Genomic DNA, 21,833 nt, shown 5'->3' on the forward strand with positions numbered 1-21,833 from the left:
ATGCGACTCGAACCAGGACAGGTGGCCGTCGTCACCGGAGCAGCCGGCGGCATCGGCCTGGCCATGGCCCGCCGCTTCGCCGCCGAGGGGCTGAAGGTCGTCCTCGCCGACGTGGAGGAGGGCCCCCTGCGCAAGGCCGCCGGCGAACTCGCGGCGCAGGGCGCCGAGGTGCTCGCCGAGATCGTCGACGTCAGCGACCGCGACTCGGTGGTCTCGCTGGCCGACGCCGCCTACGAGGCCTTCGGCGCGGTGCACGTGCTCTGCAACAACGCGGGCGTCGGCTCCGGCGCCGAGGGCCGGATGTGGGAGCACGAGCCCAACGACTGGAAGTGGGCCTTCTCCGTCAACGTATGGGGCGTCTTCCACGGCATCCAGGCCTTCGTCCCCCGCATGATCGCGGGCGGCGGCCCCGGCCACGTCGTCAACACCTCCTCCGGCGACGGCGGCATCGCCCCGCTCCCCACCGCCTCCGTGTACGCGGTCACCAAGGCGGCCGTCGTCACCATGACCGAGTCGCTCTACGCCCACCTGAAGGCCGAGGGCGCCGCCATCGGGGCCTCCGTCCTCTTCCCCGGACCGCACATGCTGCGCACCGGCCTGTGGGAGTCGCACCGCAACCGGCCCGACCGGTACGCGAAGGAGCGCCCGCGCAAGAGCCCGTACCGCAGCCTCGACCAGTACGAGGCCGCCATGAAGCAGGCCGGCCACGAGGTGAACTTCACCCCCGTCGAGGACGTCGCCGGCCACGTCGTGGACGGCATCCGCGCGGAGCGCTTCTGGATGCTCCCCGACAGCGAGCACAGCGACCGGCAGATCCGCGCCAGGTCGCAGTCGATGCTCGACCGCTCCAACCCCGCCTACCTGGAAAGCTTCATCCTCGACTGAGGAGCGTCGTCGTGAGTGCGTACGAAGACCCCTATCTGATCATCTCCTCCGACTGTCACGCGGGGCTGCCGACCGAGCAGTACCGCCCCTATCTGGACAGCGCGTTCCACGCGCAGTTCGACGAGTTCCTCGGCCAGCGCGACGCCCGCCGCGCCGAGGCCACCCGCCTGGGCGTGCGCAACGAGGCCTTCGCCGAGAAGTGGTTCCACGACCACGAGGAAGGCCTCAAGGGCGGCTGGGACGTCGCCCAGCGGCTGAAGGAGCTCGACGGCGACGGCGTGGCCGCCGAAGTCGTCTTCCCCGACGCCGACGCCGTGGACAGCCAGACCGCGGCCCCCTTCGGGGTGGGCCTCGGGCTCTCCGGCGACCAGGACCCCGAGCTCGGCATGGCCGGCGCGCAGGCGCACAACCGCTGGCTCGCCGAGTTCGTCTCGCAGAACCCCGAGCGGCACTGCGGGGTCGCCCTGCTGCCCATCACCGGCGATCCGGACAAGGTCGTCGCCGAGGTGCACCGCGCCAAGGCATCCGGGCTCGGCGCCCTCATGATCCCGGCCATGTGGGTGGACAAGGCGCCCTACCACGACCGCCGTTACGACCCGGTGTGGGCGGCCGCGGCCGAGACGCAGATGCCGATCGTCACCCACTCCGGTTCCTCGCCGCGCCACGAGTACGGGGACCACCTGGGCATCTTCGTCTCCGAGGTCACCTGGTGGCCGGCCCGCCCGCTGTGGTTCCTGCTGTGGTCCGGCGTCTTCGAGCGGCACCCGGGCCTGAAGTTCGGCGTCGCCGAGTCGGGCTGCTGGTGGCTGCCGAACCAGCTGTGGTTCATGGACCGGCTCTACCTCGGCGCGCACGGCGGCAAGAAGCTCTCGCCGTTCGAGGAACTGAAGCGGCCGCCGAGCGAGTACCTGGACCGGCAGGTGTTCGTCTGCGCCACCAACACCAAGCGGCGCGAGCTCGCCCAGCGCTACGAGATCGGCGTGGACAACATCCTGTGGGGCTCGGACTTCCCGCACCCCGAGGGGACCTGGCCGAACACCAGGAACTGGCTGAGGAACACCTTCCACGACATCCCCGTCGACGAGACCCGCCGGATGCTGGGACTGGCCGCGGCCGACGTCTTCGGCTTCGACACCGGGAAGCTGTCACCGATCGCCCGCCGCATCGGCCCCACCCCGGCGGAGCTCGGGCAGAGCGCCGACCAAGCGGCCGTCGAAGCCTCTTGGGCGCGCTCGCGCGAGGTGGGCCGGCACTGGCTGACCGACAACGACTTCCCGGTCCTGGGGGTGGACTCATGACCGCCGAGGACCGGTACACGGTCATCTCGGCCGACTGCCACGCGGGCGCCGACCTGCTGGACTACAAGCCGTACCTGGAGAGGCGCCACCACGCGGCCTTCGACGCCTGGGCCGCCGCCTACGTGAACCCGTACGAGGACCTCCTCGCGGACACGGCGGACCGCAACTGGAACTCGCAGCGCCGCCTGGCGGAGCTCGAGGCCGACGGGATCGTCGCGGAAGTCCTCTTCCCGAACACCATCCCGCCGTTCTTCCCCAAGGCGTCCCTGATGGCCCAGCCCCCGACGGCGGCCGAGTACGAGATGCGCTGGGCCGGGCTCCAGGCGCACAACCGGTGGCTGGCGGACTTCTGCGCGGACGCGCCGGGCCGCCGGGCGGGCGTGGTCCAGATCCTGCTGAACGACGTGGACGCGGCGGTCCAGGAGATCCGCCGCACCCGGAAGGCGGGTCTGACCGGCGGCATCCTGCTGCCGGGCGTCCCGCCGGGATCCACCGTTCCGGAGCTCTACTCGGCCGCCTACGACCCGATCTGGGCGGTCTGCGACGAGCTGGACGTCCCCGTCAACCACCACGGCGGTTCGGCCTCGCCGCCGCTGGGCGAGGAACCGGCGGCCCGGGCCGTCTTCATGGTGGAGACCACCTGGTTCTCGCACCGGGCCCTGTGGCACCTCATCTTCGGCGGGGCCTTCCGCCGCAACCCCGGGCTGAAGCTGGTCCTGACGGAACAGGGCTCCGGCTGGATCCCCGGCGTGATCGAGATGCTGGACTACTACCACGGCCGCCTGGTGGCCGCCTCGTCCACCGCCGAGTCCAAGTTCGGAGCGGGTCTGGCGCAGTCCATGGGCAAGGGGCCCAGCGAGGTCTGGCGGGACAACTGCTTCGTCGGGGCCAGCTTCATGCGCCCCCACGAGGTCCCGCTGCGGGACCGCATCGGCCTCGACAAGATCATGTGGGGCAGCGACTACCCCCACGACGAGGGCACCACCCCCTTCTCCCGCGAGGGCCTGCGCATCGCCTACGCGGGCCTGCCGCGCGAGGAGGTCGCCGCCATGGTCGGCGGCAACGCGGCCCGCGTGTACGGCTTCGACCTCGCCCTCCTCGACGCGGTGGCCGCCAAGCACGGCCCCCTCGTCTCGGAGGTCGCGCGGCCCCTGACGGAGGTCCCGGCGGCCGCCACCAGCCCGGCCTTCGCCCGAGGGGGCTCGGTCCGGGTCTGGTAGCCCCGTGCCCCGCCGCGGCGGCTCAGTCCTTGCGGACGAGCCGCTCCGGCGGGATCAGCTCCGCCCCGCTCACGTGGGTGCCCCGCCGCAGCTCGATGACCAGGTCCTCCAGGGGGGCCAGCGGCGAGAGGTCCACGGTCCCCAGACACTCGCTCAGCACCAGCCGGCGCAGCTCCCCGAGTTCGCGGAGCGCCTCCAGCGTGCCCTCCAGGGCGCAGCGGATCAGTACGAGCCGGCCCAGGCGCCCGTACGGCAGGAGGGCCGAGGCCGACACCGGCGCGGCGTGCCGGATCTGCAGGCCGGTCAGGCCCGTCAGCGGCAGCGAGCGCACCAGCTGCCGGTACTGGCCGCTCCCGGCGACCGTCAGCGTCCGGACTCCCGGCCACCGTTCGATCCCGTCGAGCGTCATCCGGCGGGCGCCCTGCCACAGGTGCAGCGCGGTCAGCGACTGCGCGGCCGGGACGTCCCCGATCCGCCGCTGCTCGGGCTCGAAGCCGATGACCAGGGAGCGCAGGCCCGCCACCCCCGCCAGCGGGGCCAGCGAGAGGTCGTCCCGCAGGTAGCCGAAGGCGAGGCTGTCCGTCTCCAGTTCGCCCACCACCTCGATCCCGGCCACCTTCGGGCAGTCCAGCACGCCCAGGTGCCGCAGCGAGCGCTGACCGGCCAGCGGGGACAGGTCGGCCAGCCGCGCATTGCGGTGCATGGTCAGCGATTCCAGGTTCCGGTGCCCCGAGATCTCCCGCGGGACCGGCCCGTCCCAGGTGACGTGCAGACGGCGGACGTGTCCCAGCCGCTCCAGGGCCCGCAGCTGTCCGGCGGTGCGCACGTGCAGGTGGGCGGCGTGCAGCGGGGCGTTCGCCAGCACCGCGTCCACGTAGGCGTCGACGGGGAACCGCCCCCAGGCGTCGGACAGTTCGCGCCCCACCTCGTAGCGGTCGTCCGTCCGGAAGGCCGCGATCACCTGGAGCGCCCGGTCGCCGCCGACCAGCGCCGCCGTACGGATCGTCGCGGCCGCCTCGTCCTCGGTGAGCCCGGCCGGCTCCGGCAGCAGCTCCAGCACCAGTTCGCCGGCCTTCGCCAGCTCCCCGGCCTGCCCGCGCGAGCGCGGCGGCAGCAGCCGCGCCGTTCTGGCCTGCACCTCGCGCCAGACGCCGGGGTCCAGCTGCGGCGCGTGCTCCAGACAGGCGGCCGCGAGCAGCACCAGCCGGCTGTGGTCGTGCTCGCCCTGGTCGGCGCGGTGCAGCAGCTGGCGGAGCAGGTGGGCGCGTTCGTCGGGGCGGGCGTGACCGACCGCCATCCGGACCACGTTGTCCCAGGTGTCCTCGTGCGCGTTGCGCACCAGCACGCCGAAGTCCCGCGCCTCCACGGCCGCCTTGGCGCCGAGATAGTCCTGGAAGGTGCGGTGGACGAACAGCACCGAGCCCGGCACCGGCTCCCGGAGCAGCCCGCTGCGGATCAGCAGGTGCCGGAACACCGTCTCCGCGCTGCCCTGGCCCTTGACCTGCGGCATGGCGTCGAGCGATTCGGAGATCATCCCGATCGCCTCCTCCGCGGACGCCTCCACCTGCCCGTTGCGGATCAGCCAGTACGCGAGGCGCTGGAGCAGCAGGGTCTGCTCGTCGCGGCTGAGGTAGACGCCCTCGACCCCGGAGATGTCCCGCTCGCTGTCGCGGCGGATCAGGAGCATGTCCAGCGCCGCGTCGTAGAGTTCCTTGCGGGCTCGGGGCAGGTGCATCCGCCGGTCCCGGTTCAGTGCGCACAGCAGGGCGCACATCAGCGGGTTCGTCGCGAGCCTGCCCAGGTCCCGGCGCGAGCCCACGGCCTGCAGGAGAGTCTTCTCGTACCGGTCGAGCAGCTCCAGCTCCCGCCCCGAGCCCTCGCCGTCGGCCGCCTCCGCGCGGGCGGAGTCGTGCCAGTGCGTGATGAAGGCGCCGACGTCGTCGCGCTCCATCGGCAGCAGGGCGAGGGAGCTGAAGCCGTGGGCGGTCAGCCAGTCCTCCGGTACGGCCGACGGGCGGGTGGTGACCACGAAGCGGGACGCCGGGTACTCGGCGAGCAGCGCCCGCAGCCAGGACTCGGTCCTGCTGCGCAGTCGCGGAGGCACCTCGTCGACCCCGTCGACCAGCACCAGCGCCCGTCCGGCGCCGAGGAGCCCGGCGACCCAGCCGTCCGGCGCCGCCAGCGGTACTCCGGTCGCGGCCAGCCAGTCCCGCGGCTGGGGCAGCCCGGCGGGGGAGTTGAAGGAGCGCAGCGGCAGGACGAAGGGGACCAGGGTGTTCCATTCCCCGAGCTGGGGTCCGAAGCTGCGGCGGGCGGCGTTCAGGGCCAGCCACTGGACGAGGGTGCTCTTGCCGGAGCCGGCCGGGCCGCGCAGCAGCACGCGCTCCGCGGCGTTCAGGGCCTGCTCGGCCTTGACGGGCGTCTGCAGGCCGGGCTCTTCGAGGAGCTGTCCGCCGCTGACCGCGAGGCTGATGTAGGCGAGGTCCAGCGGCCAGTCCTGGCGGGCCTGGCTGAAGGTCAGCCCGAAGAGCTGGACCCGGGCCTGGGCCTCGGCGACGTAGCGGGCGTAGCGCTCCTCGAAGGCCGCCGCGGCCGGCTCGCCGGCCGGGCTCCGCACCGCGGCGGGAGTCGTGTCCGCCTGCTCCCGCGCCGTCCCGGGCGCGGGGCCCACCGGCGCCGCCGGCCCCGCCGGCCCCGCCGCGGCGTGCGCGCGGCACAGAGCGACCAGTTCCCGGTAGGCGGCCCCGGCCGCCGCGCCCAGGGCGGCGCCCGCCGGGGGCGCCGGGCCGGTGGGCGCGCCCGCGGGGCCGGGGTCCGCCGCGAGCAGGGCCCGGGCCTCCTTCGGCCCCAGTGCGGCGAAGGCCTCTCCGACGGCGGCCACCGCCGCCCGCCGGTCGGGCTCGGCGAGCCCCGCGGCCGCCCCGGCGAGCAGGGCCGCGAGCTCGCGCGCGAGGCGCCGTACGCCGGGGTCGCCCGGCTTGGCCGGCCTGAGCCGGCGCGCCCCCGGCCGGGACTTCACCAGTGTCAGCGCCACCGCTTGCGCCGCCCGTAAGACGACCGTTTCGAAATCCGTCTCGGAACCCGATTCGACATCCGTCTCGGAGCCCGTCTCGGAACCCGCCTCGAAGTCCGCCATCCCCATGCCCTCCCCTTGGCCCGGACACCCTCCCCCGAAGCATCTCGTGAACCGTCGGTAACACCGATGGATACCGATCGGTAACAACCCCTAGCCGAGCCCCCGGAGCCGCCTCTATGGTGCGAACATGCCGAACCTGCCCGATGTCGTGCTGTGGTCCATACCAGCCTTCGTACTGCTCACGGTCATCGAGCTCGTGAGCTACCGCATCCATCCCGACGAGGACGCCGCCGGGTACGCGACCAAGGACGCCGTCACCAGCCTCGGCATGGGGATCGGCAGCCTCGTCTTCGACTTCCTGTGGAAGATCCCGATCGTCGCGATCTACACCGCGGTCTACGAGCTCACCCCGCTCCGCGTCCCCGTCCTGTGGTGGACCGTCCTGCTGATGCTGCTCGCCCAGGACTTCCTGTACTACTGGCAGCACCGCGGCCACCACGTGATCCGCATCCTGTGGGCTTGCCACGTCGTCCACCACAGCAGCCGCAAGTTCAACCTCACCACCGCCCTGCGCCAGCCCTGGACCAGTGCCACCTCCTGGCCCTTCTACCTGCCGATGATCGCGCTGGGCGTGCATCCGGCCGCCGTCGCGTTCTGCTACTCCGTCAACCTCGTCTACCAGTTCTGGATCCACACCGAGCGCATCGACAAGCTTCCCCGCCCCGTGGAGTTCGTCTTCAACTCGCCTTCCCACCACCGCGTCCACCACGCCTCCCAAGGCGGTTACCTGGACCGCAACTTCGGCGGCATCCTGATCGTCTGGGACCGGATGTTCGGCTCCTGGGTGGGGGAGACCGACAAGCCCGTCTTCGGCCTCACCAAGAACATCGCCACCTACAACCCGCTGCGCGTCGCCACCCACGAGTACGCCTCCATCGCCCGTGACGTGCGGGGGGCCGCCACCTGGCGCGAGCGGGCCGGGCGCGTCTTCCGAGGCCCCGGCTGGCAGCCCGCGCCCCCCGCCGGAGCCGTCCCGGCCGCGCGGGCCGAGGCGCCCGCCCCGGAGCACGCCGCGTGAGCGCCGCCGGATCCACGGAGCACGCAGAGCGCCCGCCGTCCCGTACGCCGTCCTGGGCGCGCCCGGCCGCGCCCGCCGGGACGGGCGCCGCCGGCCGGCTGCTGCTCGCCGCCTTCGCCCTGGCCGCCGCCCTCGACCTCGGCTCGCTGCTCGCCGGCTGGCACCCGGGTCACGTCCTCGCCAAGCCGCTCCTCATGCCCCTGCTCGTCGGGTACGTGCTCACCCGCCGGGCCCCCCGACTGCTCGTGGCCGCCCTGCTGTTCGGCTGGGGCGGGGACCTGGCCCTGCTCTTCGACGCCGATCCCGCCTTCCTGATCGGCATGGGCTCCTTCGCCGCCGGGCACGTCTGCTACCTCGTGCTCTTCGCCCGCCGCCCCACGGGCACGGCGCTCGGCGCCGCGTACGCCGCGGCGCTGCTGTCCACCGTCACGCTGCTCTGGAGCGACCTGCCCGCGGACCTGCGGATACCCGTCGCCGGCTACAGCCTGCTGCTCACCGCCATGGCCTACCGCTCCAGCGCCCTCGGGTGGCGGGCGGGACTCGGCGGGGCGCTGTTCCTGCTCTCCGACACGCTCATCGCCACCGGGGTCGCCGAGTGGCCGCAGCTGCCCCGCCCGGACTTCTGGATCATGGCCACGTACCTGGCGGCCCAGTACCTGCTGGCCACGGGAGCACTCGCCCCGGCGCAGGCGTACGGTAGGAAAGCCCTACAGGGCTCAACCATTTCCTAGCCGGAGGACTGCACCACCATGCGCGCCACCGTCATCCACGCCCCGCACGACATCCGCGTGGAGGAGGTGCCCGACGCTGCGATCCAGCGCCCCGAGGACGCCGTCGTCCGCGTCCTGCGCGCCTGCATCTGCGGCAGCGACCTCTGGGCCTACCGCGGCGAGGCCGCCCGCCGGCCCGGCCAGCGGATCGGCCACGAGTTCCTGGGCGTCGTCGAGGAGACCGGCTCCGCCGTCTGTGGCCTGCGCGCCGGGGACCTCGTCGTCGCCCCCTTCATGTGGTCCGACGGCACCTGCGACTACTGCGTCGAAGGCCTGTACACCTCCTGCGCGCACGGCGGCTTCTGGGGTTCCGTCGGCCACGACGGCGGCCAGGGCGAGGCCGTACGCGTCCCGCACGCCGACGGCACCCTGGTGAAGCTGCCCGCCGACGCCGCATCCGACGACCACCTGCTGACCGCGCTGCTCGCGCTGTCCGACGTCATGGGCACCGGCCACCACGCCGCGCTGGGCGCCGGCGTGCGCGAGGGCTCGACGGTCGCTGTCGTCGGCGACGGCGCGGTCGGCCTGTGCGGCGTCCTCGCCGCCAAGCGCCTCGGCGCCGACCGGATCATCGCACTGGGCCGCCACACCGCCCGTACGGACATCGCGAAGCTCTTCGGCGCCACGGACGTCGTCGCCGAGCGCGGCGAGGCGGCCGAGGCGGCCGTCCGCGAGCTGACCGGCGGCCAGGGAGCGCACTGCGTCATCGAGGCGGTCGGCACGGAGCAGTCCATGCGCACCGCCGTGACCATCGCCCGCGACGGCGGGGCCGTCGGCTACGTCGGCGTCCCGCACGGCAGCGGCACCGGCCTCGACCTCGGGGTGATGTTCGACCGCAACATCACCCTGCGCGGCGGCGTCGCGCCGGTCCGCGCGTACATCCCCGAGCTGCTCGCGGACGTGCTCAGCGGCGCGATCGACCCGGCGCCCGTCTTCGACCGGGCCGTGTCCCTCGACGAGGTCCCGGACGGCTACCGGGCGATGGACGACCGCAGCGCGCTCAAGGTGATGATCAAGCCCTGAGGCGAAGGCGAAAGGGCCGGGCGGGATGTTCCCCGCCCGGCCCTTTCGTGCGTCAGTGCCCTGCGGCTACTTGACGGCCTTCAGCGCGTCGACCACGCCGTAGCCGTAGTAGCCGGTCTGGCCCCACTTGCTGTTGCAGGTGGTGGCGTCGACCAGCGCGCCCGCGGCGTCGTAGACCTTCTCGGGGCAGGCCGCCTTCGTGGCCTGGCCCTTGAGCATCGTCTGGAGCTGCGACGGGCTCGCCCACGGGTGGCGGCTCTTGAGCAGGGCCGCGACGCCGGCGACGTGCGGGCCGGCCATCGAGGTGCCCTGCTTGTAGCCGTAGCCGCCGCCCGGGAGGGTGGACAGCACGCGGCCGTTGGCGTCCGGGGTGGCGGGGACCTGCCACTTGTCGCCGCCGGGGGCCGCGACGTCGACGACACCCAGGCCGTAGCTGGAGTAGTACGACTTGAAGCCCTGGTCGCCGGTCGCGCTCACCGTGACCACACCCGGAAGCTGGGTGGGCAGGTCCAGGCAGACCTTGGGGTCGATGGTGCGCGGCACCGGGGTGGTGTCGTTCGGGCTGGTGTCGTCCTGGATCGAGGCGGCCGCCAGGTCGTGGTCCGAGTTGCCGGCCGAGGCCACGCTGAGCACGCCCTTGCGCTCGGCGTACTTCGTCGCCCGGGCGAGGGCCTCCACCAGCGCCTTCTGGTCGTCGTCCGACTTGCAGTTGTAGAGCCAGGGGTCGACGTAGTAGCTGTTGTTGGTCACCTCGATCCCCTTCTCGGCGGCGAACATGAAGCCGCAGACGACGGCCTCGGTGTAGAAGAGGCTGGTCGCGGGCTCGCTGACCTTGATCGCGGCGACCTGGACGCCGGGCGCCACACCGCTGATGCCGAGCCCGTTGCGGGCGGCCGCGATGGTGCCCGCGACGTGGGTGCCGTGGTCGCTGCCGTCCGCGTACGGACGCCAGGCCCCCTCGGTGGTGTCGGCGACGCCGCCGACGCAGTTCGCGGACTGGCCCTTGGAGAAGTTCGGGGCGAGATCCGGGTGGGTGTCGTCGACACCCGTGTCGATGACGCCCACCGTGACGTTCCGGCTGCCATCGTTGATCTTGTGAGCCTGATCGGCCTTGATCGCCCGCAGGTCCCACTGGTTGGACTCCAGGGGCTCCTGCCCCGGCTCGGCCTGCGCCGCCGCCTTGGCGGCGTCCGCGTCGCTCAGCCGCTGCGTCGTGCCCTCCTCCGTGGTCTGGACCACGGACAGGGGAGCCGTACGGGTGGCGCCGACCGACACGAACAGGCTGCGCTGCCCACGGAGCTGCTTGGCGAACTCCGGGTTCTGGGAGTGTGCGACCACCACTCCGATCTGCTCATATGCGATCACCACCGTGCCACCGGCTCGCTCGATGGACTTCTTCGCCTGCTTCACCGTGCCGTACGCGGTCAGGTTCGCGACGTACGACAGCTTGGGGCCGGAGGTGTCGGGCTTGGCGGCAGCCGCCGTGTCGGCCGTGCTGCCGAGCGGTGCGGCGCTTGCCGCCACCGCCGGCAGGAAGGCGAGCGAGGCGGTGAGTGCCAGTCCGACCGGAAGGGCGAGGGCGCGCCGCCGGTGACCGGTTCCCAGATGAGCCATGGGTTCTCCACATCATCGTGAAAAAGCCGCGCGGGCGCGGTCGCGCCCGACGGGTTCATGTCACGTGAACCTAGTGCCGCCGTTCGACTTTGCGCCATGAGTTCGAGAAATCAGTTTCCAAAGAAACCGCGGGTGTTGAACCGTCCCGACGCGCCGGCCGTGCCGTTGACAGGGGGGATCAGCGCCACCGTCCCCCCACACGGAGGTAGTCGTGTCCGTCGTCCCCACCGCACCCGCGTCACAAGGAGAGCCCCCCGTGACCACCGAAGCAGCGCCACCCCACGGCAGTGCGGGAACGCCACCGGCGAGCCCCGCGGCCGAAGAGTTCGTACGCGTCCAGCAGAGCGCGGAGTTCGCCGGTCTGCGCCGCGCACACCGCTCCTTCGCCTTCCCGCTCACCGTGGCGTTCATCGCCTGGTACCTGCTCTACGTCCTGCTCTCCAGCTACGCGGGCGGCTTCATGGGGACGAAGCTCTTCGGCAACATCAATGTCGCCCTCGTCCTCGGCCTCGCCCAGTTCGCGACGACGTTCCTCATCGCCTGGCTGTACGCGCGCCACGCGGCGGCCCAGCTCGACCCCAAGGCCTCGGCCATCAAGGCACGGATGGAGGCCGGAGAATGAGCGCCCCGCTCCTGGTGGCCGCGGGCACGGCGGCCACGGCGGGCACGACCGTCGCCGCCGGCGCCACCGAGCACCGCCCGCTGATCATCACCCTGTTCGGGCTCTTCGTCGTCGCCACCCTCGGCATCACGGTCTGGGCCGGCCGCCAGACCAAGGACGCCGCCGACTTCTACGCGGGCGGCCGCCAGTTCACCGGTTTCCAGAACGGACTGGCCATCTCCGGCGACTACATGTCCGCCGCGTCCTTCCTCGGCATCGCGGGAGCCATCGCGCTCTTCGGCTACGACGGCTTCCTCTACTCCATCGGCTTCCTGGTGGCCTGGCTGGTCGCGCTGCTCCTCGTCGCCGAGCCGCTGCGCAACTCCGGCCGCTACACGATGGGCGACGTGCTCGCGTACCGGATGCGCCAGCGCCCCGTGCGGACCGCCGCCGGCACCTCCACCATCGTCGTCTCGATCTTCTACCTGCTCGCCCAGATGGCCGGTGCCGGCGTGCTCGTCTCGCTGCTCCTGGGCATCACCAGCGACCTCGGCAAGGTCGTGATCGTCTCGCTGGTCGGCGTCCTGATGATCCTCTACGTCACCATCGGCGGGATGAAGGGCACCACCTGGGTCCAGATGATCAAGGCCGTCCTGCTGATCGCGGGCACCCTGCTGATCACCTTCCTGGTGCTGGTCAAGTTCGACTTCAACATCTCCGACCTGCTCGGCAAGGCCGCCGACAACAGCGGGCAGGGCGTGAAGTTCCTGGAGCCGGGCATGAAGTACGGCAAGGACTCGATCACGAAGCTGGACTTCATCTCGCTCGGCCTCGCCCTGGTCCTGGGCACCGCCGGCCTGCCGCACATCCTGATCCGCTTCTACACGGTGCCCACCGCGAAGGCCGCCCGCAAGTCCGTGAACTGGGCCATCGGCATCATCGGCGCCTTCTACCTGATGACGATCGTCCTCGGCTTCGGCGCCGCGGCCCTGCTCAAGCGGGCCGACATCATCGCCTCCAACAAGGCCGGCACCACAGCGGCCCCGCTGCTCGCCCAGGAGATCGGCGGCGGCGCCGACTCCACCGGCGGCGCGATCCTGCTCGCCGTGATCTCGGCGGTGGCCTTCGCCACCATCCTCGCGGTCGTCGCGGGCCTGACGCTGGCCTCCTCCTCGTCCTTCGCCCACGACATCTACGTGAACGTGATCCGCAAGGGCAAGGCCACCGAGAAGGAAGAGGTGCGGGCCGCCCGCTGGTCCACCGTGGTCATCGGCGCCGTCGCCATCGGCCTCGGCGCCCTGGCCCGCGACCTCAACGTGGCCGGACTCGTCGCCCTCGCCTTCGCCGTCGCCGCCTCCGCCAACCTGCCGACGATCCTCTACAGCCTCTTCTGGAAGCGCTTCACCACCCAGGGCGCGCTGTGGTCCATCTACGGCGGCCTGGTCTCCTCGGTCGTCCTGGTGCTCTTCTCCCCGGTCGTGTCCGGGAAGCCCACGTCGATGTTCAAGGGCGCCGACTTCTACTGGTTCCCCCTGGAAAACCCGGGCATCATCTCCATCCCGCTCGGCTTCCTGCTGGGGTGGCTGGGAACCGTCCTCTCCAAGGAGAAGGCCGACCCGCAGAAGTTCGCCGAGCTCGAGGTCCGGTCGCTCACCGGAACCGGAGCCCACTAGTACTGGCACCCGAGCGAACAGGCCCCCGTACCGTCCGTGGCCGTGTCGTATGTCCCTACGACACGGCCACGCCGCGTCTGGTTCTTTCCGGCGCCCCTACGCGCCACACCCGTCGCGTAGGCTCGGATGCAGCGCGAGCGCTCTACTCGATGGCTCCGCGAACCTCTACGAACCGGACAGGGGAGGGGGCCCACAGTGCTTCTCGACACCTACGGCCGCGTGGCCACTGACCTGCGCGTCTCGCTCACCGACCGGTGCAACCTGCGCTGCACCTACTGCATGCCCGAGGAGGGCCTGCAGTGGCTCGGCAAGCCCGATCTGCTCACCGACGACGAGATCGTCCGGCTGATCGACATCGCCGTCACCCGGCTCGGCATCAAAGAGGTCCGCTTCACCGGCGGCGAGCCCCTCCTGCGCCCCGGCCTCGTCGGCATCGTCGAGCGGTGCGCGGCCCTGGAGCCCCGCCCCAAGATGTCGCTGACCACCAACGGCATCGGCCTCAAGCGCACCGCGCGGGCCCTCAAGGCCGCCGGCCTGGACCGGGTGAACGTCTCCCTGGACACCCTGCGCCCCGAGGTCTTCAAGGCCCTCACCCGGCGCGACCGCCACAGCGACGTCATCGAGGGGATGGCCGCCGCCCGCGAGGCCGGCCTCACCCCCGTCAAGGTCAACGCCGTGCTCATGCCGGGCCTGAACGACGACGAGGCGCCCGACCTGCTCGCCTGGGCCGTGGAGAACGAGTACGAGCTCCGCTTCATCGAGCAGATGCCCCTCGACGCCCAGCACGGCTGGAAGCGCGACGGCATGATCACCGCCGGGGACATCCTGGAGTCCCTGCGCACCCGCTTCACGCTCACCGAGGAAGGCTCCGAGGAGCGCGGCTCCGCCCCGGCCGAGCGCTGGGTCGTCGACGGCGGCCCCGCCACCGTCGGCGTCATCGCGTCCGTCACCCGCCCGTTCTGCGGCGCCTGCGACCGTACGCGCCTCACGGCCGACGGCCAGATCCGTACGTGCCTCTTCGCCACCGAGGAGTCGGACCTGCGCGCGGCCCTGCGCTCGGACGCCCCGGACGAGGAGATCGCCCGTCTGTGGAAGGTGGCGATGTGGGGCAAGAAGGCCGGGTCCGGCCTCGACGACCCGACCTTCCTGCAGCCCGACCGCCCGATGTCCGCGATCGGCGGCTGACCGCCCCGACGGGAGCGCGGTCCCGGGGGCTCGTGGCGGCTACGGCCGCTGCGAGCCCTCGGGCTGTACCCACTCGTCGAGCTTCACGACGTCCTTGAGGAAACCGCGCACGCCCAGGAACTGGGAGAGGTGCTCGCGGTGTTCCTCGCACGCCAGCCAGGTCTTGCGGCGTTCAGGGGTGTGCAGTGCGGGGTTGTTCCACGCCAGGACCCAGGCGGCCGCGTCGCGGCAGCCCTTGGCGGAGCAGGTGGGCACGTCGTTCCCGGCGGCAGGCGTGCGGGTGGTGTCGAATGCGTCGTCTAGGGGAGTCACGGCTCAACCCTAAGACGGAAAGGCGACGCCGAGCAGCCACGGGGGGAGCTGCCCGGCGTCGGTCCGTCGCTCCGACGGGGGATGCGGAGCGCGTAGGCAGTATGTCACGCAGGACCCGGTGCGGTGCACTGGAACTTCATGATTGATCTGAGCTTTTCTTGAGGTTTCCGTCGCCCAGGGCAGGGTGCACCGGAGTCGGAATGAAGTGCGACGGCAGCGAGGGAGTCGACTCGCGCCCGGCGTTGGCGATGACCACCGCCACGTACGGCAGGAGGGCGCCCGCCACGAGCGTCACGATCGCCACCGGGCGCTGCACGTTCCACAGGAGGACCGTCGCGATGACCGACAGGGTCCTGATGACCATCGAGATCACATACCGGCGCTGGCGGCCCCGCACGTCCTCGGCGAGGCCCATCCGCGCCCCCGTGATCCGGAAGACCTCGGCGCCGTTCCGCTTCTTCCGCTCCACAACCCACCACCCGATCGACCGCCGGACACTCCCGGTCCGGACCCTTCCACGGTACGCCGCCTGCCCGGAGCCGGGCAGAGGGGGTGCCCCCGAACGGCGCTATCCGAAATGCGTGGTGTGCCGGACCGGCCGAGACTGGGCCCACATGCGCACGACGCGCCAGGAGGAGGCTCGACATGGGTTGGTTGTGGGCGATCATCGTCGGTTTCGTACTCGGACTGATAGCCAGGGCGATCCTGCCGGGCAAGCAGCACCAGCCCCTGTGGCTGACCACCATCTTCGGCATCATCGGCGCCGTGCTCGGCAACGCGGTGGCCACATGGATCGGAGTCAACGAGACCAAGGGCATCGACTGGATCCGGCACTTGCTGCAGCTTGCCGGAGCCGTCCTCATCGTCGGTCTCGGCGACCTCGTCTACCACTCGCTCCGGGGCCACAAGCGCCAGACGATCTAGCCGGGGCACGACGCGGGGGCCGGCCCGGACAGTGTCCGAACCGGCCCCCGCGTCGTACGCGGTGCGGGCCCCGCTAGCCGGTGACCTCGACCGCGGCCAGGTTCTTCTTGCCCCGGCGCAGCACCAGCCAGCGCCCGTGCAGCAGGTCCTCCTTGGCGGGGACCGCGTCCTCGGCGGTGACCTTCACGTTGTTCACGTAGGCACCGCCCTCCTTCACGGTCCGGCGGCCGGCCGACTTGCTGGCGACCAGCCCGGTCTCCACGAGGAGGTCCACGACCGGGCCCGGCTCGGCGACCGAGGCGTGCGGCAGCTCGGACAGGGCCGCGGCCAGCGTGGCCTCGTCCAGGTCCGCCAGCTCGCCCTGGCCGAACAGCGCCTTGGACGCCGCGATGACGGCGGCGCACTGGGCGGCGCCGTGCACCAGCGTCGTCAGCTCCTCCGCCAGCGCCCGCTGGGCGGCGCGCGCCTGCGGCCGCTCGGCGGTCTGCGCCTCCAGCTCCTCCAGCTCCTCACGGGACTTGAAGGAGAGGATGCGCATGTAGGTGGAGACGTCCCGGTCGTCCACGTTCAGCCAGAACTGGTAGAACGCGTACGGGGTGGTCATCTCCGGGTCGAGCCAGACGGCGCCGCTCTCGGACTTGCCGAACTTGGTGCCGTCCGCCTTGACCATCAGCGGGGTGGCGATCGCGTGGACCTGAGCGTCCGGCTCCACCCGGTGGATCAGGTCGAGACCGGCGGTCAGGTTGCCCCACTGGTCCGAGCCGCCCTGCTGCAGCACGCAGCCGTGGCGCCGGTACAGCTCCAGGAAGTCCATCCCCTGGAGCAGCTGGTAGCTGAACTCCGTGTAGCTGATGCCCTGGTCGGACTCCAGTCGCTTGGCGACCGAGTCCTTCGTCAGCATCTTGTTGACCCGGAAGTGCTTGCCGATGTCCCGGAGGAACTCGATGGCGGACATGCCCGCCGTCCAGTCCAGGTTGTTCACCATGACCGCCGCGTTCTCGCCCTCGAAGGACAGGAACGGCTCGATCTGGGAGCGCAGGCGCGTCACCCAGTTCGCGATGGTCTCCGGGTCGTTCAAGGTGCGCTCGGCGGTCGGCCGCGGGTCACCGATCTGCCCGGTCGCCCCGCCGACCAGCGCCAGCGGGCGGTTGCCCGTCAGCTGGAGCCGTCGCACGGTGAGGACCTGCACCAAGTGCCCGACGTGCAGCGATGCCGCCGTCGGGTCGAAGCCGCAATAGAACGTGACGGGACCGTCCGCGAACGCCTTGCGCAGCGCTTCTTCGTCGGTGGACTGGGCGAAGAGCCCGCGCCACTTCAGTTCGTCGACGATGTCCGTCACGGTTCTGGGTCTCCTTGGCGAGGTGGAACAGAGAGCTGGGGGGTTCCCCGCCAGTCTAGGCGGGGAAGGCGCGGACCTCGGACCCCTTTGTTTCAGACCCCCCTGCTGACCGAGCTCATGTTGAAGTCCGGGATCCGCAGCGCCGGCATCGCTGCCCGGGTGAACCAGTCGCTCCATTCGCGCGGCAGGGTCTTCTCGGTCCGGCCGGCCTCCGAGGCCCGCGACAGCAGGTCCACGGGGGACTCGTTGAACCGGAAGTTGTTGACCTCGCCGACGACCTGCCCGTCCTCCACCAGGTAGACGCCGTCCCGGGTCAGGCCCGTGAGCAGCAGCGTGGCGGGGTCCACCTCGCGGATGTACCAGAGGCAGGTCAGGAGCAGACCGCGCCCGGTGTCCGCGACCATCTCCTCCAGCGACTTCTCGCCGCCCGCGTCCAGGATCAGGTTCCCGAAGGTGGGGGAGACCGGCAGCCCCGTCAGGGCGGCGCTGTGCCGCGTCGTCGTCAGCCGGGCCAGCTCGCCGTCCTTGATCCACTCGGTCGCGGGGACCGGCAGGCCGTTGTCGAAGGCGGACGCGTCGTCGCCGGAACTGTGCGCGATCACGAACGGCGCGGACTCCAGGCCTGGCGCGTTCGGATCACTGCGCAGGGTCAGCGGCAGCGGGGACAGCCGGTCGCCGAGCCGGGTGCCGCCGCCCGGCTTGGAGAAGACCGTGCGGCCCTCCACCGCGTCCCGGGCCGCCGCCGACCACATCTGGTAGATCAGCAGGTCCGCCACGGCCGTCGGCGGCAGCAGGGTCTCGTACCGGCCGGCGGGCAGGTCGATCTTCCGCTCGGCCCAGCCGAGCCGTACGGCCAGCTCCGCGTCGAGCACGGTCGGGTCCACGTCCTTGAAGTCCCGCGTCCCGCGCCCCGCCCAGGCGGAGCGGAGCCGGTCCGGGGACTTCGCGTTGAGCTCCAGGGTCCCGTTGGGCTGGTCGTGGCGCAGGCGCAGCCCCGTGGAGGTGCCCACGTAAGAGGAGACCAGCTCGTGGTGGGCGAAGCCGTACAGCTCGCGGCCGCCCGCGCGGGCCCGGGCGAAGGCCTCGCCGAGGGCCGGGGCGAAGTCCGCGAAGACCGCCGAGGAGGTCTCGGCCGGGGCGTCGGTGAAGTCCGGCGAGGAGGGGGTGCCGGTGACCAGCGGCTGCGCGTCCTCCGCCGGGCCGGCGCCGCGGGCGGCCGCCTCGGCGGCCCGGACCAGGGGCTCCAGGTCCTGCGCCGTGACGGCGGAGCGCGAGACGACCCCCGAGGCCGTGCCCTCCTTGCCGTCGACGGTGGCGATGACCGTGAGCGTCCGGCCGCGCGTGACGCCGTTCGTGGTCAGGGCGTTGCCCGCCCAGCGCAGGTTGGCGCTCGACTCCTCGTCGGCGATGACGACACAGCCGTCGGCGGTGGAGAGCTCCAGGGCCCGCTCGACGATCTCGTGGGGCTTGATGGGGCTCATCGGCCGGCCTCCTGCGTGGTGTTCAAGATGTTCACGTCGCGGAACAGCGCGGACGGGCAGCCGTGCGAGACCGAGGCGACCTGGCCCGGCTGGGCCTTGCCGCAGTTGAAGGCACCGCCCAGGACGTAGGTCTGCGGGCCGCCGACCTTCTCCATCGAGCCCCAGAACTCGGTGGTCGTGGCCTGGTAGGCGACATCGCGCAGCTGCCCGGCCAGCTTGCCGTTCTCGATCCGGAAGAAGCGCTGCCCGGTGAACTGGAAGTTGTAGCGCTGCATGTCGATCGACCAGGAGCGGTCGCCGACCACGTAGATCCCGCGCTCCACCCCGCCGATCAGGTCCTCGGTCGACAGCCCGCCCGGATCGGGCTGGAGCGAGACGTTCGCCATCCGCTGGACGGGCACGTGCCCGGGGGAGTCGGCGTAGGCGCAGCCGTTGGAGCGGCCGAGGCCGGTCAGCTTCGCGATCCGCCGGTCCGTCTGGTAGCCGGTCAGCGTGCCGTCCTTGACGAGGTCCCAGCTCTGCGCCTCGACGCCCTCGTCGTCGTAGCCGATGGTGGCCAGCCCGTGCTCGGCCGTCCGGTCGCCCGTCACGTTCATGACGGAGGAGCCGTACGTGAGCTTGCCCAGCTGGTCGAAGGTGGCGAAGGAGGTCCCCGCGTACGCCGCCTCGTAGCCCAGCGCCCGGTCCAGCTCGGTGGCGTGGCCGATGGACTCGTGGATGGTGAGCCACAGGTTGGACGGGTCCACGACCAGGTCGTAGCGTCCGGCCTCGACGCCCGGCGCCCGCATCTTCTCGGCGAGCAGGCCCGGGATCCCCTCCAGTTCGGAGTTCCAGTCCCAGCCGGTGCCGGTCAGGTACTCCCAGCCGCGCCCGGCCGGCGGGGCGATGGTGCGCATGGAGTCGAACTCGCCGGTCGTGGCGTTCACGGCGACGGCGGTGAGCTGCGGGTGGACGCGCACCCGCTGCTGGGTGGTGGAGGTGCCCGCGGTGTCGGCGTAGAACTTGTTCTCGTGGACGGCGAGGAGCGAGGCGTCCACGTGGGCCACGCCGTCGGCCGCGAGCAGCCGCGCGCTGAAGTCGGCGAGCAGCGCGGCCTTCTCCGTGTCCGGCACGTCGAAGGGGTTCACGTCGTAGGCGGAGACCCAGGTCTTGTCGGCGTGCACCGGCTCGTCGGCGAGCTCGACCCGCTCGTCGGAGCCGGCGGCCTTGATCACCTGGGCGGAGAGCTTGGCCATGGCCACGGCTTGCGAGGCCACCTTGGCGGCGCCGTCCATGGTCAGGTCCACACCGGAGGCGAACCCCCAGCTGCCCCCGTGCACCACTCGGACCGCGTAGCCGAGATCGGTGGTGTCGGACCCGCCCGAGGGCTTGGCGTCCCGCAGCCGCCACGAGGCGCTGCGGATCCGCTCCAGACGGAAGTCGGCATGGTCGGCGCCCAGCGCGCGGGCCCGGGCGAGCGCCGCGTCGGCGAGCGCCCGCAAGGGCAGCGCGGTGAAGGCCGCGTCGATGGAATGGGGCACGGAGGTCCTCCCGGAGTCGGGGCAGATGACACGATCATGTCGCGCCACGGGTTGCCGTGCCTACATCTTTCTGTAGGGACTCGACAGAGCCCGCACCGAGGCGCTGTCGGAGCCCGATTCTCCGTATGGGGTACATGACCTATAGGTTTTTGGTATTCAAACCGCTAGTCGAAAGGGTGATCCGTTGAGCCGCTCGGTTCTCGTCACCGGAGGAAACCGGGGCATCGGCCTCGCCATCGCCCGAGCCTTCGCGGAGGCCGGCGACAAGGTCGCGATCACGTACCGGTCGGGTGAGCCCCCGGCGGAGCTCGCGGCCCTGGGCGTGCTGGCGGTTCGCTGCGACATCACCGACTCCGAGCAGGTGGACCTGGCGTACAAGCAGGTCGAGGACGCGCACGGCGCGGTCGAGGTCCTGGTCGCCAACGCGGGCATCACCAAGGACACGCTGCTGATGCGCATGTCCGAGGAGGACTTCGCCTCGGTCGTCGACACCAACCTCACCGGCACCTTCCGCGTGGTCAAGCGCGCGAACCGCGGCATGCTCCGCGCGAAGAAGGGCCGCGTCGTCCTGATCTCCTCGGTCGTCGGACTGCTCGGCTCGGCCGGCCAGGCCAACTACGCGGCCTCCAAGGCCGCGCTGGTCGGCTTCGCCCGCTCCCTCGCCCGTGAGCTGGGCTCCCGCAACATCACCTTCAACGTCGTCGCCCCCGGTTTCGTGGACACCGACATGACGAAGGTGCTCACCGACGAGCAGCGTGCGGGCATCGTCGGCCAGGTGCCCCTGGGCCGGTACGCGCAGCCCGAGGAGATCGCGGCCGCCGTCAGCTTCCTGGCGTCCGACAACGCCGCGTACATCACCGGAGCCGTCATTCCCGTTGACGGCGGATTGGGCATGGGTCACTGATCACCATGAGCGGAATTCTCGCCGGCAAGCGCATCCTCATCACCGGGGTGCTGATGGAATCGTCCATCGCCTTCCACACCGCCCGGCTGGCCCAGGAGCAGGGCGCAGAGGTCATCCTCACCGCGTTCCCGCGGCCGACGCTGACCGAGCGCATCGCACGCAAGCTGCCCAAGCCCGTCAAGGTGATCGAGCTCGACGTCACCAACGACGAGCACCTGGCCCGCCTGGAGGACCTCGTCCGCGCCGAGCTCGGCGGCCTCGACGGCGTCGTCCACTCCATCGGCTTCGCGCCGCAGGACGCCCTCGGCGGCAACTTCCTGAACACGCCGTTCGAGTCGGTCGCCACCGCCATGCACGTCTCGGCGTTCTCGCTGAAGTCGCTGGCCATGGCCTGCAAGCCGCTGTTCCCGGAGGGCGAGGGCGCCGCGATCGTCGGCCTGACCTTCGACGCGCAGTACGCCTGGCCGCAGTACGACTGGATGGGCCCGGCCAAGGCCGCCCTGGAGGCCACCAGCCGCTACCTCGCCCGTGACCTGGGCAAGGAGAAGATCCGCTGCAACCTGGTCTCCGCCGGTCCCATCGGTTCGATGGCCGCGAAGTCCATCCCCGGCTTCTCCGAGCTGGCGGACGTCTGGAACCACCGCTCCCCGATGGAGTGGGACATGAGCGACCCGGAGCCGGCGGGCAGGGGTGTCGTGGCCCTGCTGTCGGACTGGTTCCCGAAGACCACCGGTGAGATCGTCCACGTGGACGGCGGCCTGCACGCGATGGGTGCCTGATCCGGGCCCGTTCCATCCGTACGGCGGCGGGCGCCGCTGCCGACAGGGGGTCCGGGGCGCCCCCCGCGGGGCCCGGCGGGGAGGGGGGGGGCGCGGCGCGGGGCCGCGCGCGCGGGCACCCCGCGTCGGGGCCGATCGCATCGATCTGCAC

At 71.7% G+C, this 21,833-nt stretch carries 19 protein-coding genes; 12 read left to right on the forward strand and 7 right to left on the reverse strand.

Annotation, left to right across the window (positions count from 1 at the left end; all coding sequences use genetic code 11):
* Genes ACFWBY_RS24810 through ACFWBY_RS24820 form a run of 3 tightly spaced genes read left to right on the forward strand, consistent with a single transcriptional unit; the run spans position 1 to position 3,403 of the window.
* Entirely contained in the window at positions 1 to 885 is an 885-nt protein-coding gene (locus ACFWBY_RS24810; protein WP_385341929.1) for an SDR family NAD(P)-dependent oxidoreductase, read from the forward strand.
* A gap of 11 nt (positions 886 to 896) precedes the next feature.
* Positions 897 to 2,183, forward strand: coding sequence for an amidohydrolase family protein (locus ACFWBY_RS24815; RefSeq protein ID WP_385341931.1), 1,287 nt, complete (start codon positions 897 to 899; stop codon positions 2,181 to 2,183).
* The gene (locus tag ACFWBY_RS24820; protein WP_385341933.1) at positions 2,180 to 3,403 is read left to right on the forward strand and encodes an amidohydrolase family protein; all 1,224 of its coding nucleotides are present in this window, start codon (positions 2,180 to 2,182) and stop codon (positions 3,401 to 3,403) included. Before ACFWBY_RS24815 ends, ACFWBY_RS24820 begins: the two co-directional genes overlap by 4 nt.
* Positions 3,404 to 3,425: 22 nt before the next feature.
* Here ACFWBY_RS24820 and ACFWBY_RS24825 read toward each other — a convergent pair whose 3' ends face one another.
* The gene (locus tag ACFWBY_RS24825; protein ID WP_385409701.1) at positions 3,426 to 6,545 is read right to left on the reverse strand and encodes an NACHT domain-containing protein; all 3,120 of its coding nucleotides are present in this window, start codon (positions 6,543 to 6,545) and stop codon (positions 3,426 to 3,428) included.
* Between the two features lie 121 nt (positions 6,546 to 6,666).
* Here ACFWBY_RS24825 and ACFWBY_RS24830 point away from each other — a divergent pair, with 121 nt between their 5' ends.
* The 3 genes from ACFWBY_RS24830 to ACFWBY_RS24840 are packed head-to-tail and all read left to right on the forward strand — an operon-like array spanning position 6,667 to position 9,350.
* Complete coding sequence (locus ACFWBY_RS24830; protein ID WP_385344233.1) at positions 6,667 to 7,557, forward strand: sterol desaturase family protein; 891 nt, start codon at positions 6,667 to 6,669, stop codon at positions 7,555 to 7,557.
* Entirely contained in the window at positions 7,554 to 8,288 is a 735-nt protein-coding gene (locus tag ACFWBY_RS24835) for a lysoplasmalogenase (RefSeq protein ID WP_385344235.1), read from the forward strand. The genes ACFWBY_RS24830 and ACFWBY_RS24835 overlap by 4 nt, the downstream gene beginning before the upstream one ends.
* Before the next feature lie 18 nt (positions 8,289 to 8,306).
* The gene (locus ACFWBY_RS24840; protein WP_385344238.1) at positions 8,307 to 9,350 is read left to right on the forward strand and encodes a zinc-dependent alcohol dehydrogenase family protein; all 1,044 of its coding nucleotides are present in this window, start codon (positions 8,307 to 8,309) and stop codon (positions 9,348 to 9,350) included.
* A gap of 66 nt (positions 9,351 to 9,416) precedes the next feature.
* Here the strand turns inward: ACFWBY_RS24840 and ACFWBY_RS24845 are convergent, their stop codons facing one another.
* Positions 9,417 to 10,964, reverse strand: a complete 1,548-nt coding sequence (locus tag ACFWBY_RS24845; RefSeq protein ID WP_385344241.1) for a S8 family serine peptidase — start codon at positions 10,962 to 10,964, stop codon at positions 9,417 to 9,419.
* A gap of 256 nt (positions 10,965 to 11,220) precedes the next feature.
* On the opposite strand from ACFWBY_RS24845, the gene ACFWBY_RS24850 reads away from it, so the two are divergent.
* The 3 genes from ACFWBY_RS24850 (at position 11,221) to moaA (ending at position 14,423) form a co-directional block, all read left to right on the forward strand.
* Positions 11,221 to 11,586 carry a DUF485 domain-containing protein gene (locus tag ACFWBY_RS24850; RefSeq protein ID WP_385344244.1) on the forward strand — a complete coding sequence of 122 codons (366 nt, stop codon included), beginning with the start codon at positions 11,221 to 11,223 and terminating at the stop codon, positions 11,584 to 11,586.
* Positions 11,583 to 13,238 carry a cation acetate symporter gene (locus tag ACFWBY_RS24855; protein ID WP_385344246.1) on the forward strand — a complete coding sequence of 552 codons (1,656 nt, stop codon included), beginning with the start codon at positions 11,583 to 11,585 and terminating at the stop codon, positions 13,236 to 13,238. Before ACFWBY_RS24850 ends, ACFWBY_RS24855 begins: the two co-directional genes overlap by 4 nt.
* Positions 13,239 to 13,433: 195 nt before the next feature.
* Positions 13,434 to 14,423 carry a GTP 3',8-cyclase MoaA gene (gene moaA / locus ACFWBY_RS24860; RefSeq protein ID WP_385344249.1) on the forward strand — a complete coding sequence of 330 codons (990 nt, stop codon included), beginning with the start codon at positions 13,434 to 13,436 and terminating at the stop codon, positions 14,421 to 14,423.
* Between the two features lie 39 nt (positions 14,424 to 14,462).
* Here the strand turns inward: moaA and ACFWBY_RS24865 are convergent, their stop codons facing one another.
* Positions 14,463 to 14,735, reverse strand: a complete 273-nt coding sequence (locus tag ACFWBY_RS24865; protein ID WP_385344252.1) for a hypothetical protein — start codon at positions 14,733 to 14,735, stop codon at positions 14,463 to 14,465.
* Positions 14,736 to 14,871: 136 nt separating this feature from the next.
* Positions 14,872 to 15,204 (reverse strand): DUF3099 domain-containing protein, encoded by a 333-nt coding sequence (locus ACFWBY_RS24870; RefSeq protein ID WP_385344255.1) that lies wholly within the window; start codon positions 15,202 to 15,204, stop codon positions 14,872 to 14,874.
* A gap of 176 nt (positions 15,205 to 15,380) precedes the next feature.
* On the opposite strand from ACFWBY_RS24870, the gene ACFWBY_RS24875 reads away from it, so the two are divergent.
* Positions 15,381 to 15,659: a GlsB/YeaQ/YmgE family stress response membrane protein gene (locus ACFWBY_RS24875; protein WP_385344257.1), complete on the forward strand. Its 279-nt coding sequence runs from the start codon at positions 15,381 to 15,383 to the stop codon at positions 15,657 to 15,659.
* Positions 15,660 to 15,732: 73 nt separating this feature from the next.
* On the opposite strand, the gene tyrS is transcribed toward ACFWBY_RS24875, so the two are convergent.
* The 3 genes from tyrS to ACFWBY_RS24890 all read right to left on the reverse strand — a co-directional run bounded on the left by tyrS (position 15,733) and on the right by ACFWBY_RS24890 (position 19,999).
* Entirely contained in the window at positions 15,733 to 16,998 is a 1,266-nt protein-coding gene (gene tyrS / locus ACFWBY_RS24880; protein ID WP_385344260.1) for a tyrosine--tRNA ligase, read from the reverse strand.
* A gap of 92 nt (positions 16,999 to 17,090) precedes the next feature.
* Positions 17,091 to 18,479 carry a metallopeptidase TldD-related protein gene (locus tag ACFWBY_RS24885; protein ID WP_385344263.1) on the reverse strand — a complete coding sequence of 463 codons (1,389 nt, stop codon included), beginning with the start codon at positions 18,477 to 18,479 and terminating at the stop codon, positions 17,091 to 17,093.
* Positions 18,476 to 19,999 (reverse strand): TldD/PmbA family protein, encoded by a 1,524-nt coding sequence (locus ACFWBY_RS24890; RefSeq protein ID WP_385344266.1) that lies wholly within the window; start codon positions 19,997 to 19,999, stop codon positions 18,476 to 18,478. Before ACFWBY_RS24890 ends, ACFWBY_RS24885 begins: the two co-directional genes overlap by 4 nt.
* A gap of 184 nt (positions 20,000 to 20,183) precedes the next feature.
* On the opposite strand from ACFWBY_RS24890, the gene fabG reads away from it, so the two are divergent.
* Together fabG and fabI are read left to right on the forward strand one after the other, a co-directional pair.
* Positions 20,184 to 20,903: a 3-oxoacyl-[acyl-carrier-protein] reductase gene (gene fabG, locus ACFWBY_RS24895; protein WP_385344269.1), complete on the forward strand. Its 720-nt coding sequence runs from the start codon at positions 20,184 to 20,186 to the stop codon at positions 20,901 to 20,903.
* Between the two features lie 5 nt (positions 20,904 to 20,908).
* Positions 20,909 to 21,682, forward strand: coding sequence for an enoyl-ACP reductase FabI (gene fabI / locus ACFWBY_RS24900; protein WP_385344271.1), 774 nt, complete (start codon positions 20,909 to 20,911; stop codon positions 21,680 to 21,682).
* Positions 21,683 to 21,833: the final 151 nt, after the last annotated feature.

It is taken from the genome of Streptomyces sp. NPDC060049, assembly GCF_042736715.1.
In the GTDB taxonomy this organism is placed as follows: Bacteria; Actinomycetota; Actinomycetes; order Streptomycetales; family Streptomycetaceae; genus Streptomyces.

Coding starts and splice junctions, on each gene's coding strand:
- ACFWBY_RS24810 (WP_385341929.1), top strand. CDS start 1: ATGCGACTCGAACCAGGACAGGTGGCCGTCGTCACCGGAGCAGCCGGC.
- ACFWBY_RS24840 (WP_385344238.1), top strand. CDS start 8,307: ATGCGCGCCACCGTCATCCACGCCCCGCACGACATCCGCGTGGAGGAG.
- ACFWBY_RS24825 (WP_385409701.1), bottom strand. CDS start 6,545: ATGGGGATGGCGGACTTCGAGGCGGGTTCCGAGACGGGCTCCGAGACG.
- ACFWBY_RS24820 (WP_385341933.1), top strand. CDS start 2,180: ATGACCGCCGAGGACCGGTACACGGTCATCTCGGCCGACTGCCACGCG.
- ACFWBY_RS24875 (WP_385344257.1), top strand. CDS start 15,381: ATGGGTTGGTTGTGGGCGATCATCGTCGGTTTCGTACTCGGACTGATA.
- ACFWBY_RS24845 (WP_385344241.1), bottom strand. CDS start 10,964: ATGGCTCATCTGGGAACCGGTCACCGGCGGCGCGCCCTCGCCCTTCCG.
- ACFWBY_RS24885 (WP_385344263.1), bottom strand. CDS start 18,479: ATGAGCCCCATCAAGCCCCACGAGATCGTCGAGCGGGCCCTGGAGCTC.
- fabI (WP_385344271.1), top strand. CDS start 20,909: ATGAGCGGAATTCTCGCCGGCAAGCGCATCCTCATCACCGGGGTGCTG.
- ACFWBY_RS24855 (WP_385344246.1), top strand. CDS start 11,583: ATGAGCGCCCCGCTCCTGGTGGCCGCGGGCACGGCGGCCACGGCGGGC.
- ACFWBY_RS24830 (WP_385344233.1), top strand. CDS start 6,667: ATGCCGAACCTGCCCGATGTCGTGCTGTGGTCCATACCAGCCTTCGTA.